This is a genomic window from Chryseobacterium pennae (assembly GCF_003385515.1).
In the GTDB taxonomy this organism is placed as follows: Bacteria; Bacteroidota; Bacteroidia; order Flavobacteriales; family Weeksellaceae; genus Chryseobacterium; species Chryseobacterium pennae.
In genome coordinates, this window is record NZ_QNVT01000030.1 from 25,813 (window position 1) to 38,440 (window position 12,628).

General features: G+C 35.4%; 11 protein-coding genes. 8 read left to right on the forward strand and 3 right to left on the reverse strand.

Annotated features, from left to right (window positions below; genetic code table 11):
* Window positions 1–196: 196 nt before the first annotated feature.
* A complete protein-coding gene (locus DRF65_RS23140) occupies window positions 197–763 on the reverse strand; it encodes a hypothetical protein (protein WP_115973094.1) in 567 nt (188 codons plus the stop codon).
* Window positions 764–950: 187 nt separating this feature from the next.
* Window positions 951–1,589 carry a 4'-phosphopantetheinyl transferase family protein gene (locus DRF65_RS23145; protein ID WP_115973095.1) on the reverse strand — a complete coding sequence of 213 codons (639 nt, stop codon included), beginning with the start codon at window positions 1,587–1,589 and terminating at the stop codon, window positions 951–953.
* Window positions 1,590–1,845: 256 nt separating this feature from the next.
* On the opposite strand from DRF65_RS23145, the gene DRF65_RS23150 reads away from it, so the two are divergent.
* Entirely contained in the window at window positions 1,846–2,349 is a 504-nt protein-coding gene (locus tag DRF65_RS23150; protein WP_115973096.1) for a superoxide dismutase family protein, read from the forward strand.
* 56 nt (window positions 2,350–2,405) lie between these two features.
* Here DRF65_RS23150 and DRF65_RS23155 read toward each other — a convergent pair whose 3' ends face one another.
* Entirely contained in the window at window positions 2,406–4,535 is a 2,130-nt protein-coding gene (locus tag DRF65_RS23155) for a carboxy terminal-processing peptidase (RefSeq protein WP_115973097.1), read from the reverse strand.
* A 644-nt stretch (window positions 4,536–5,179) separates the two neighbouring features.
* Here DRF65_RS23155 and DRF65_RS23160 point away from each other — a divergent pair.
* From DRF65_RS23160 to DRF65_RS23190, 7 genes are all read left to right on the forward strand, one after another.
* Complete coding sequence (locus tag DRF65_RS23160) at window positions 5,180–6,748, forward strand: AMP-binding protein (RefSeq protein WP_115973098.1); 1,569 nt, start codon at window positions 5,180–5,182, stop codon at window positions 6,746–6,748.
* Window positions 6,749–6,770: 22 nt separating this feature from the next.
* The gene (locus DRF65_RS23165; RefSeq protein ID WP_115973099.1) at window positions 6,771–7,640 is read left to right on the forward strand and encodes a beta-ketoacyl-[acyl-carrier-protein] synthase family protein; all 870 of its coding nucleotides are present in this window, start codon (window positions 6,771–6,773) and stop codon (window positions 7,638–7,640) included.
* A complete protein-coding gene (locus tag DRF65_RS23170) occupies window positions 7,630–8,661 on the forward strand; it encodes a 3-oxoacyl-ACP synthase III family protein (RefSeq protein ID WP_115973100.1) in 1,032 nt (343 codons plus the stop codon). The genes DRF65_RS23165 and DRF65_RS23170 overlap by 11 nt, the downstream gene beginning before the upstream one ends.
* Before the next feature lie 13 nt (window positions 8,662–8,674).
* Window positions 8,675–8,920, forward strand: a complete 246-nt coding sequence (locus tag DRF65_RS23175) for an acyl carrier protein (RefSeq protein ID WP_123320262.1) — start codon at window positions 8,675–8,677, stop codon at window positions 8,918–8,920.
* Window positions 8,921–9,112: 192 nt separating this feature from the next.
* Window positions 9,113–10,606, forward strand: coding sequence for a phytoene desaturase family protein (locus DRF65_RS23180; RefSeq protein ID WP_115973102.1), 1,494 nt, complete (start codon window positions 9,113–9,115; stop codon window positions 10,604–10,606).
* A complete protein-coding gene (locus DRF65_RS23185) occupies window positions 10,603–11,628 on the forward strand; it encodes a diiron oxygenase (protein ID WP_115973103.1) in 1,026 nt (341 codons plus the stop codon). Before DRF65_RS23180 ends, DRF65_RS23185 begins: the two co-directional genes overlap by 4 nt.
* On the forward strand, window positions 11,628–12,620 hold the full coding sequence (locus DRF65_RS23190; protein WP_115973104.1) for a 3-oxoacyl-ACP synthase III family protein: 993 nt from the start codon (window positions 11,628–11,630) through the stop codon (window positions 12,618–12,620). The genes DRF65_RS23185 and DRF65_RS23190 overlap by 1 nt, the downstream gene beginning before the upstream one ends.
* Window positions 12,621–12,628: the final 8 nt, after the last annotated feature.

Genomic DNA, 12,628 nt, shown 5'->3' on the forward strand with positions numbered 1-12,628 from the left:
GCTGAAGCGAAGTTCACTTATCGGGTTCTTGGGATATTCTGAATTGTTTTCTGAGATTGACTCTGAAGATAATAATTGTTTATAAGCATTTTAATTACTGATCAACAAACGATTATCATTTCTGCATCTTGTGAACTGCAGAAATTACTTAGATACATGATAATGATCCGGAACTGTTTACTGAAATACAATTACATTATTTTAAAGCAACGGAGCAGGTATTTCCTGCAACATTTACATTCAATGTAATATTGCCGGTCCGATCCGGAGTTCCTGTGATAGAATACTGTAAACGTCCATTCCCAATAGCAAATTGTCCGGCAGGTAAAGCAGCAGTTAATCCATTTGTTTGAATGGATACTGCATCATAAACACCACCATTTCCTCCTGTATAGGGAACCGTCAACACACCTTTATAAGCCTGTCCTGCAATAGGACTGGGAGAAACGGTAGCTGAAGTACATGACAAGGAAACGGGATTCATCAATGCTTTTTTTCCAATCAGTCCTTTTCCAAGACATTTAGACCATTTATCTGCCTGAAATGCTTTTACGCATTCTTCGGATATGTCATAGATCATCATGCCATTAACTGGATTTGCGACTGCAGCAGTGTTGGGAACTCTGTTTAGAAGTAACGTTTTGTTGTTAGACCCCAGTTCAAGATCTGAACTGAGATTGGGATTTTCTTGCTTGATACCTACCTGTGCGAAGGAAAGCACACTGAAACTGAAGGTAATCAGCAGTAATACACTTTTTTTCATTTGTATAAGGTCTTAGTGTTTAAATAATTTTTTTTCTCTCAGTAAAAATATATGTTAAAAATGAATTTGCAAAAAAAAAACGTTAAAATTTGGAAATTTTATCCCTTAGCAATGATTTTCTATTTCAATTTAAATAATTGAAATTCACCAAAATATAAGGGTTAAAAGGATGTAAAAAATGATTAACTCAAATTTCAGAGGCTATAAAAAAAGGTACCACATTTTTAAGATTTTTATTGTCTGAAGCTATGCAACTCTGATAACTTTCATCAATAGAAATATTCTTGGTAAAGAATTTTTTACTCTCAATTACGCATTCATCATTTACAATTTCAAAGGAATCCAAAGGAATCATCATTCCTCCTCCATGCGCTTTCATTACTGATTCTTTTCGGGTCCAGTATGAAAAGAAATCCCCAATTTGATCTTCAGAACGATCAATTTTAAGAAATTCCTGTTCTGTCATCTGAAACTGAAAGTCCAGATAATTGATTTTAGGGTCTATAAATTCAACATCAATTCCAATAGGAAATTCTGCAATTGCGCAAACAACAAGTTCTTTGGAATGAGAAATATTGAAATGAAGAGGCTGCCCTTTCAGGTAAGGTTTATTATCTGGAGTACGCTCAATATATACCTCATCAACATGATACCGGGACTTTAATCCCTGGTACAAAAGCACTCTCCCTAACAGGGAAAGCTGAGCATCCTGCCATCTTCTGTATTTCAGAATATCCTGCTTAAAATCTTCCGGAAAAGAGTTTAAATACCGGTCTAAAAAATACCGATGCTTTTCTTCACTGATAAATGTATATAGAATAACCATTGCTGATGCGCTTCAAATGTGTTATAATGATTTTTTAAATATAAAAGGGTTAGCCGTCAAAAAGTTAAAAATAACATTTTTAACTGTATTTTCTTACGCAATGATACCCAAGGTTAAACTTACACATTCTGAGACTAAAACAACATAGATTAAAGCCTCGTATCAGATATTCTTTCAGAAAAAAAGACTGGGATCATAAAGCGCTTTGAAAAATCTTTTTTAAATTTAGCATAAAATCACTTTAAATCATTTAAAAATGAAAGTACAAACACTATCATTATTGGCAGGGTGTGCATTGTTGGCTGTTTCATGCGGAACTACAAAAACGTACGCTGTAAATGCCAAAAGCGGAACGCAGACCGGCGGAACGGCTAAGTTTACCCAACAGGGGAATGAAGTCATTATGAACCTGAATGTAACGAACCTTACTCCCGGAATTCATGCAGTACATATTCATGAAAAAGGAGACTGTTCTGCGGCGGACGGAACTTCTACAGGCGGACACTGGAATCCTTCCAAGAACGATCACGGAAAATGGGGTGCTGAGCATTTCCACATGGGAGATATTGGAAATCTGGTAGCTGATCAGAGCGGAGTTGCAGTTTTAACCTTCAAGACAGATAAATGGTGTCTTGGATGTACAGATGAATCTAAAAACATCATTGGAAAAGGTCTTATTGTACACGCTGCAGCAGATGATTTCCATACTCAGCCTACCGGAAATGCCGGCGGACGAGTGGGATGTGTAGAGATTAAGTAATCATTTATTTTACACAATAAAAAACCCGATAATTTTCATTATCGGGTTTTTTATGTTTATGATTTTACTCCCATATCGGATACAATATTCATTGCTTCCTGCAGGTAAAGATCTTTTTTCAGATTCTTGATCCACATTTCAGACTTCTTTTTGAAAGCTTCGTCTTTTTTCTCTCTTTCAATCTCACTAGGATACATGATGAACTGTAGGCCGTTCTCAAATTTAGTAAGTACTTTGAATTTTTCAATCTGAGATTTTCTGTGCTTCATCACTTCATTGAATTTATTGATGTTCAATGTAATGTTTTCCTCTTTATCCAGTTTTTCTCTCCATTGTGCGGATTCTAACAGTAGCTGATAGTTTTTATTCTTAGCCATTCTGTCTGCACTTGCTTTTTCAAGAGCCTGGATATTGAAAAAGTTCAGTTTCTGGAACTTTGTAGCCGGAATTTTATCCCAAGCCAAAGCAAAGTCATCATAACGCTCTCCTACTTCTGCATAGGTAAAGAAATCTTTCATCTGAATATCAGAAACAATTCCTTTTCTCTGTGTAGACTCTCCTGTAATTCTGTAGAATTTCTGAATCGTCAGTTTTAAAGATCCGAAATCATCTTCTGTATTCAGGAATCTGTTCAGATCAACAAAAGTCTGAACGGTTCCTTTTCCAAAAGATTGCGGAGATCCAACAACCATAGCTCTTCCGTAATCCTGCATTACACCTGCTAAAATCTCAGAAGCTGAAGCCGAAAGTTCGTTTTGCATAATAACAAGCGGACCGGTCCAGATCGGAGCTTCATTTTTATTCTTTAGAGTCTGTATTTTCCCGTTTCCATCTTTCACCTGAACATATGGTCCGGCATCCATGAAAAGCCCCATAATATCGCCTACTTCCGTCAGTGATCCACCACCGTTGTTTCTAAGGTCAAGGATAATTCCTTCAATATTCTGAGATTTAAGCTTAACAATCTCATTTTTGATATCATCAGAAGCATTTCTTCCTTTTGAATTTTCAAAATCTGCGTTAAAGCTCGGAAGGTTGATAAACCCATATTTCTTACCGTTAGGAGTATTCACTACAATACTTCTTGCGAAAGTATCTTCAATAGCCACCTCTTCACGGATCATTGTTACATCTTTAATAGTCCCGTCTTTTTTCTGAACGGTTAAGGTAACAGGTGTTCCCTTTTCTCCTCTGATCAGCCTTACAGCTTCGTCGGAAAGCATTCCTACCACATTTACAGCATCATCTTTTGGTTTTGATTTTACTTTCAGGATCTTATCTCCTTCTGAAAGCTGCTTGGATTTCCATGCCGGAGCACCAATGGTAAGAGCACCCAGATAAAGATTTCCTTTTTTCTCCTGGATCAATGCTCCGATACCAATTACTTTACCGGTAAACTGAGTATCAAAATCTTCTTTATCTTTTGGAGAATAGTAGTTGGTATGCGGATCGAATACTTCAGTATAAGCATTCATATATACCGTAAACCAATCCATTTTCTTTCTCTTTTTGAATCTTGTGAAGGTATCTTTTACAAGGTCTTTTACTTCATCCGTTGCTTTTTTGATCTTTTCATCCTGAGTAAGAACCTTAAACTTGATCGTATCATTTAATTTATACTTCTGAACAGAATCTTTCTTCTCTTTCTGAGCTTCTTCTTTACTGTTCATCGATTCAATTTCCTGAAGAATATTATACTTGATGAATTTTTTCCATTCGTTGTACTGTTCCTGCTTATTGGCCGGTACTTTTTTAAGCTTTGGCTCCAGGGTAAGTGTTTCATCTTCCTGAAGGTTAATGGGCTTACTAAAAATATCCTGAGTAATCTTATCGATCTCATCTACTCTTTGGTACAATCTGTCGATTGTAAGTTTATAGAAACTCAAATCTCCCTGGTTGATATAATCATCAAGCTTTGTTTCATGCTTGCTGAATTCATCCATGTCAGACTGCAGGAAATATCTTTTAGCAGGATCCACCAATTCGAAATAATGCTTATAAACATCCTTTGAATAAGCATCATTGATAGGCTTCGGACTATAATGCAGGTAAGAAAGAGTGTTTTTTACGCTCACCATTATTGTCTGCATCTTTTCATCATCGTTTTTCGGCGAATTGAAGCAAAACATTAGACTGGTTAATGGAATCAGTAGTAAAAATTTATTCAGTTTGAAATTTTTCCACATAAACTGTCTTTATTTATTAATTTTTGAAAAATAAGTATTGTAATAAGTAGCAATAATTTGCGGACTGTTACAAACGATCAAATTTAATACCTTATTTACAAATATCGTATAGTTTTGAAGATTTTTATTAAAAGAGACCTGTGGTGCATTTAAGCAATTTGAGTTTTTAAGTTGTTAATATTTCTATTGTTTAATTTATTAATCCATTGTATAACAGCCAGTGCCATTATTTTAGATAATATTTGAGCTGTTATAGCCTATGTATATTATTTGAAACATAATAAATGTTAAAAAAAACTTTCTTTTTAATATCCATTATATGTTTAATATTTATGAACAAATAATCATGCTTATAAACTTTATTCAAATTCATAATATTTTATTTTTACTAATAAAAAAAAATCAACGTCTATTACATTTACAAAATATATCACAAACATGTGATAATATAAAAAAATAATACTACTTTTGAAAAACACACGAATTTTGAAAAAACACACGAATATGAAAAAACTTTTGTATAATCCCGCTCTCCTATTTCTGTATTCATATAATAATCTTTTCTGATAGATTAATAGAAATTAGCCTTTTCGATATCATCTGACATTATTAGTAAGTGTCAGAAGCGCTAAAATATATACCTTATGAATTTATCAGAAAATATCATTAGAAATCTATTGTTATCAGACAATGGAAACCAAATACTTTATAATCTGAATAGCTTATCTGGAAAAGAAATAGCTGAAAAAACATTAACCCTAGCCGTTAATTTAAAATCCACAGGAAAACTCAGCTGTGGAGATAGAGTCATCTTGAGCATGAATGATTCCCCAGAATTTATTTATTCATTCTTATCTTTAATATCTATAGGATGCATTCCAGTTCCTGTAAATCCGATGATTCAGGATTCTGAATTAGAATATATTCTACAAGATTCTAAAGCACGGGGGATCATTATAGACAGTCAACAATACCTCCGTTTACATAAGGTTGTACATAATTCAATTTACATTGTAAATGAATGTATTATCGTGAACACTCCTTTAAAAGACGAATATCATTCGGATAATTATCTGCATAAGTATATGGTACTAAAGACTCATAATAGCTTTTCTGATATGGATTTTGCATATGAACAAAATAACCCGATTGCCTTTTGGCAATATACTTCAGGAACCACAGGAAAACCCAAAGCGGTTCAGCACACTCATGCCACCATGCTTTTAAATACGAATCTGTTTGCACAAAAGACATTGGGAATTTGTAAAGAAGATATTATTATGTCTGTCTCTAAAATGTTCTTTGGATACGGATTGGGAAACAGCTTATTTTTTCCATTAATTATAGGTTCATCTGTAGTAATTGATGAAAAATGGTTTTCTATTGATCAATTGAAAAAAAATATCCGGCTCTACAAACCTTCTGTTTTCTTTGGTACTCCAAAAGTATACTTAGATATACTGCATCACTACAAAAGTTTTTCGCAAAACGATTTCAACAGTATAAGATTATTTGTGTCAGCAGGCTCTTCACTTCCTGAATCTATTGCCAGAGAATGGGACTCAAAATTTGAGAAAACAATTATTAATGGGATAGGCTCAACAGAAATAGGTCATATTTTCATGTGTAACCGTCATTTAAAAAAACAAAATAAGAATTCATCTTTGGGAATTCCTGTTTCCGGCTATCAGATAAAAATATGCAAAATAGATAACCCTGACGTAAGCATAAAAAACCATAACGAAATAGGAGAATTATGTGTCTCCCCTCCTGAAAGTACACTCAGCTCATATTGGGAAAAAGAAGAAGCCAATAAAGTAAAGTATAAAGAGGGCTGGTACTTTTCAGGGGATCTATGTTCCCAAGCAGAAGATGGCACTTATACTTATCATGGAAGAAAAGATGATTTATTTAAAGTAAACGGACGCTGGGTAAACCCTTTGGAAATAGAAAATATCATATTACGGAGTTTCCAGGAAGTGGATGAATGTGCAGTAACCTATTATTTAGATGATGACGCCCTGATCAAGCCAGTACTGTATGTCGTGGGAAAAGAGGACTGCAATATGGTTTTTCTTTCTGATGAAATTCAAAAGAAGTTATCAGAAATTTTTCCCTCCTATAAGCGTCCTTCCAAAATTCATTTTATAAAAGAATTACCAAGAAACAGTAATGGAAAAATATACAGGAAGGGGTTGGTAAATCACTGTTAAAAAAAATAATTATGAATATATTATGCAGATAATAGATGCAATTAGCCAGATCCCGGGGTTAAATATCTCTGGTAATCGCGGGAAAATGGAGAAAGGTTTTCAATGTCAGATATACGAAGTTGAAAAAGAAAAATCTTTATCCACTTGGTCTGTGGATACATGCAGGCAGTTATTAGATCAAAATGGTATTATGCCTCATGAATTAGGTATAATTATTAATGCTTCTATTTCATTATATGATACAACCTCTCTGAGAAATACTTCAGCTCCCGGAGTAGGCCACGAAGTACAAAAACATTTAGAAGCAAAAAACGCATTCGTATTTGAAATGTTTCATAGTGACCTAGGAAATATGATCAAAATCGCATCTTCTTTTTTATTGACTTCAGAGTCCAAATATGCATTGGTGATTCAGTCAAATAAATTTTCTGCCTTTCTTAAGGATAATGAGAATGGGTTTTGTATTCCTGATGGAGTTAATGCATTATTACTTAAGGCCAGCAACAACAAAATAGAATTAGAAAACATCCATATCTCTTCTCCTGAAGCACCAAAAGCAAGCCTAAGTTTCAATGAAGGAAATGAAGAAGCTCTGATAGAAGAAAACATTTTTAGACTCAACTGGAATTATAGTCCCTCTTTTGTAAAAACTATAAATTCTGAATTTGAAAATATATTATTAAAGCTGGAAGAGCAACAGACTCCGATTATTACAGAAAAATGGTTTTCAGAACATCTGTCACCCCAAGAAACAGAAGATACATTGGCAATGAACAGTATTCCTTGGTATTTACAAGAAAACACAGAAATGAAGAAACAGCCGTTAACAATGATAGCGTATAACCCATTCCTTTCACATTATTCGGTTTTAAAAATTACAAATGAGATATAATTCCTCTATAAAAAGCGTGGCAGTGGGATTTCCAGAGAAATATTACACCAATGATATGCCTCCATTTTCCAGCATTCCCAATCTTCCTAAAAACTGGTGGAGAAACTGGGGAATGGAAGGGAGATATATGGTAGACAAAGAGAAAGGCGAATCTTGTTCCCAGCTTGCTAAGAAAGCATCTTTGGGAGCAATAAAAAAAGCCGGTATTTTAGCGCATGACATAGACCTTATCATAGGAACAACATGCACCATTACAGGTTGGTCTGATAAAGAAAATGACAGGATCTTTCCCGGAATTTCAGAATATTTAAAAACCGAGTTGCAATGTAAACATTCAGCGATGACTATAGAAGTCAATCAGGCATGCATCTCTTTTCTGGTAGCACTACAAATGGCCTCTGATTACATAAAAACAGGCAAGTACAAAAACGTATTGATCTGCTCAGCAGAAACTTTTACACAAATTGCTGATTTTTCCTTACCCTCTTCTACCCTTTTTGGAGACGGCGCTGCAGCGGTAGTCGTAGGAAGATCAGAAAAAGAAGGAAAATTAGTTTCTTCTCATTATAAAAGCGTTCCCATCTATAATGATATTGCAACATTGCAATGGAAATCTCCTCCAGATAAGCCCGGGAAAGAATTTACCCGTCCTTATTTTACGTTAGGACAAGATGCACCCACTCAAATGCAGACATTCGTCCCTCACAATGTCCCTGAGGTTACCTTTAAAGCCTTAGAAAAAGCAAATGCCACGCTTGAGGACATCCACCACTTTGTCTTTCATCAGCCCTCAAAAATGCTCATCAGAATGTGGGCAATGGGAATAGGAATAAAGAAAGATAAATATACAACTACCGTAGAAAAATACAGTTGTCTCAGCTCTGCCTCAATTCCGGTGACCCTATACTTTGCATTAAAAGATGAAAAAATAAAACCCAATAATAAAATTGTTTTCGCCGGTGCAGGAATCGGATGGGGGTTTGGAGCACAGGTATGGAATACAGAAAATATTAACTATTAAAAAATACAACAGAATGGAAAATCAAGAATTATTTAACAAAGTATACGCAGTTTTAGCAGATATTGCAGAATGCGAAATTAATATTATTAAGCCTGACACAGACTTATTAAATGAAATAGGAGTCACTTCTCTTATGGGATTAGAAGTTTTAGTGGAATTGGAAAGAGAATTCAATATCAGTTTAGACGAAGGAATTCTTATCAAAATGAAAACACCAAAAGACATCGTAGAAGTTCTGGAAGAAGAACTGGCCATTTAAAGTCTAAAAGCAAAGTCTTTGGAGGTTACAAAAGAGTTGGGAACCCAAGACTTTAATAGATTTTGACTTTCCACCGATATTAACAAAGCCTGTTAATATTGGTTTATAACAGACATCCGTAATTAAAAATACTTGCTTTCAAAAAAGTGAGGGTGATCTCTTTTTTTAAAAAACAAATAAAATAATCCAGTAATGATTGAAAATTTAGAAGTCGACGAATTAGTAATAGGAGCAGGACTTTGTGGGCTTATGTATGGACTTTCAGCGGTTTCCGAAGGAAGCTCAGTTGCCATCAGCGAAGCCCATCATAAAGTAGGAGGTTATGCTACCAATTTTTACCGGAATAAAAGAAAATTTGTTTTTGATTGTAGCCAGCATAAAGTGAGCGGGCTCAAAGAAAATGTTGGAAACCTTTGGATTTCCCTTAAAAGATTAGGCCTGCAATCATTGCTGGATGAATTTGAGCTGCATGAAGAAATAGGGACCGTAGTTTATAAAAACCAATTCATCAAACTCCCATCTGAGCCGGAAGACATTAAAGAAACCCTTATTAATTACTTTCCTGATGAAATAATAGGGATAGAAAAGCTTTTCCATGATATAGAATCTCATGGGTATCAGCATTATATGTTTTTCAGAAAGCTAATGAATGAATACACCATCAACAGGGATATCTTGAAAGAAAGCAGAAGCCTGTCCAAAATAACTGCCCGTGAATATTTCAATACCCTTTTCAAAGGACAGGATATCATAGAAGTACTCAGCCCTATTGCTATTTATTCAGGTTCCATTTCCAATGAAGTGAATGCTTTTTATTTTCTTCATTGCCTTTATGCTATGTTTTATGGTGGTCCTGCATTTATGAAAGGAACCGGACAACGTATTTCGGACTTATTATTAAAAGAATTTGTAGATCGTGGCGGAATACTGCTAAAGAAAAATAAGGTATATGAAATGGAAGATATAGGAGATCATATGCTTGTAACCACTCGAAAAAATATAGTAAAAACAAAAAGAGTCATTGCAACCTGTCCTCCTGAAGACGTAGTAAAAATGCTGAAATCAGATGAAAAGTCACAGAAATTTAAGCAAGTCCTTAACAACTTCACCGTAGGATGGGGCCATTTTTGTGTATTCGTTGTGCTTTCTGTACCACCTGAAGAATTGGGAATAACTTCTCCTGAATATCTTTTAGTATCTGATACAGGGGACAACTTTACAGAAGATGATTTTGAAAAGGATAGATATTATGACCTTTTTACATTGAGTGTCAGTAACTATCATCGTGTAGACCCGGAAGGAGGCTATATTCTTCAATTCATTATTTTGGATCATGGAGACCGTTGGTTCTCCCTTTCCGAAGACCAATACAATCAAAGAAAAGAAAAAATTCAGGGAAAACTGATCAAAAGAGTCCTTAACACTTTTCCTCAGATAGAAGATAAATTGGTTTATACAGAATCTTCAACTCCAAAGACTAATTACAAATTTACACTGGCTACTAAAGGTTCGGCTTTCGCCTACAAAATGCTTCCAAAAACCAATTTAGGACTATTGAGCAACTTCCCAAATGACAAAGTAAAACTGGTAAGCACATGGTCCGGAGGTCCCGGTTATGAAACCGCAATGTGTTTCGGATTTACACAAGGAAAATTATTAAATATGAAAAAAACACAGAATACATGAGCAATCTAAAGAAAAAAACACTAAGCCCGAAGTTTACCCTCTTATTAGAAAAGCTGAATAAAGCTTCCGAAAAAAAACAGATGAGCCTCCTTCTGGATCATCCTTGGGACGAACCTGTAGAAAACGCCTGGCTGAAAAAAAGAGAAAATATTGCGATCTACGGAACACCTTATTATGATCTTGCTACAGAAGAAGAAAGAAGACTTTTATCCGTCTATGAAACAGGTTCATGGTGGTATACTTTCATTGTATTCGAAAACCTCGTGTCAGAATACTATATGAAAATCGTCAATCATGGCTCCCTTAAAAAATTTCCCGAAGTCGTAAAATACATACACCATTTCTGCAAAGAAGAAATAGTGCATGCAATGGTCTTCAAAAAGGCAATGGCCCATTTTCAGATTACCCCCTTCCCCAGCCCTTTAAACCTTAGAGAAATATACAGCCACAATGCGGCAATGTCCGAATTTCCCCTAAAGGCCATCTACCTTACCATTCTTATTGAATGGCTGGCAGAAAACAATGCAATGGAAGACTGCAACAGCAAGGAAATTTCCCCCTTATCAAGAGCAGTAGCCGTAGAACATCATAAAGAAGAAGCAAGACATATAGAATGGGGTAAAAATATGATCCGTGAGTTTATAGATATGGTTCCTGAATTTTTGAAAGAAGCACAGGAAAGCACAGCACCAATGCTCAGAAGCATGCTTGATATGTCGGTCTGCAGTATTGTAGTGTATTCCCGTGTCGGTTTTCAGAATCCCGCATTCAGAGATTATAAAAAACTGATTCCTGCCGTGTTGGAAAGTGAAAACCGTCAAAAAATCAATTCCAGAATTATGGCTCCTCTGATGAGATACTTTCTGGAACTTGGAATCTGTGATCCTAATGATGATGAAAACATGAAAGTATGGAGAGACAACAGATTTGAAAAAGATGTGAAAGATGCTGTAGAATATTTCAGAAAAAAATCTGCCGGAACAGAGGATATAGATAATGTAATGAACAAAAACTACGACTAATGAATACTGTCATATCCGGATTTGGTCATGCTCTGCCTTCTTCAACTATAGACAACAAAACAATTGTTAAATGGATGAATACCACGGAAGAATTCATAGAAACCCGTACAGGCGTGCTTACCAGACAACATATTTCTGAAAATGAAAGCACAGGCGTATTAATGGTAGAAGCCTCCAAAAAAGCAATTGAAAAAGCCAATCTCTTACCGGAAGATATCGATATGCTGATTGTAAATACTTTGAGTCCGGATTACCATGATCCATCTCAGGCCTGCCTTATTCAGCCAATGCTTTCTCTGAAAAATACAATTCCCGTATTTGATATCCGAGCACAGTGCAGCGGGCTTATTTATGGAATGGACATCGCAAAACAATTTATAGCCACCGGAACACATCAGAATATATTAGTCTGCTGCGGAGAAGCTTTATCAAAAAGAATGGATTATTCTGATGACGGCAGAAACCTCTCCATATTACTTGGTGATGGCGCCGGAGCTGTTGTGCTAAGTGCTTCAGAGGATCAGAACAAAGGAATTCTGGATGCTGCAATACACGCTGATGGAAGTTATTTTGAACTGCTTTGGACAGAAAGTCCGGGTACATCAGGCAAAACCTTCAGCGGAGATGAAAGCAAATGTTCCTATTTCCGAATGAATGGCAAAGACATGTTTAAACATGCGGTAGAAAAATTCACAGAAGTAACAGTACAGACATTGAAAAAGCACAATCTTTCCATGGAAGATATAGATGTTATTATTCCCCACCAGCCCAATATGAGAATTTTGGATGCGGTGATAAATACTCTGGGAATTCCAAGAAATAAGGTACAGATCAATGTACATAAATATGGAAATATTGCTTCCGGTTCTTTACCCATCACTCTGAGTGAATATATGGAGAATACTCCTCCGGAAGAAAGAGAAGGAAAGCTTGGACTTATAGTGGGATACGGCTCCGGAGCAACATGGGGAAGTGTTTTATATAAATTCTAATCTATAAC

Bases quoted from the DNA above. Each gene is read 5' to 3' on its own strand.
- DRF65_RS23165 (WP_115973099.1), top strand. From the start codon at position 6,771: ATGCAGATAATAGATGCAATTAGCCAGATCCCGGGGTTAAATATCTCT.
- DRF65_RS23190 (WP_115973104.1), top strand. From the start codon at position 11,628: ATGAATACTGTCATATCCGGATTTGGTCATGCTCTGCCTTCTTCAACT.
- DRF65_RS23185 (WP_115973103.1), top strand. From the start codon at position 10,603: ATGAGCAATCTAAAGAAAAAAACACTAAGCCCGAAGTTTACCCTCTTA.
- DRF65_RS23175 (WP_123320262.1), top strand. From the start codon at position 8,675: ATGGAAAATCAAGAATTATTTAACAAAGTATACGCAGTTTTAGCAGAT.
- DRF65_RS23180 (WP_115973102.1), top strand. From the start codon at position 9,113: ATGATTGAAAATTTAGAAGTCGACGAATTAGTAATAGGAGCAGGACTT.
- DRF65_RS23140 (WP_115973094.1), bottom strand. From the start codon at position 763: ATGAAAAAAAGTGTATTACTGCTGATTACCTTCAGTTTCAGTGTGCTT.
- DRF65_RS23170 (WP_115973100.1), top strand. From the start codon at position 7,630: ATGAGATATAATTCCTCTATAAAAAGCGTGGCAGTGGGATTTCCAGAG.
- DRF65_RS23155 (WP_115973097.1), bottom strand. From the start codon at position 4,535: ATGTGGAAAAATTTCAAACTGAATAAATTTTTACTACTGATTCCATTA.
- DRF65_RS23160 (WP_115973098.1), top strand. From the start codon at position 5,180: ATGAATTTATCAGAAAATATCATTAGAAATCTATTGTTATCAGACAAT.
- DRF65_RS23150 (WP_115973096.1), top strand. From the start codon at position 1,846: ATGAAAGTACAAACACTATCATTATTGGCAGGGTGTGCATTGTTGGCT.
- DRF65_RS23145 (WP_115973095.1), bottom strand. From the start codon at position 1,589: ATGGTTATTCTATATACATTTATCAGTGAAGAAAAGCATCGGTATTTT.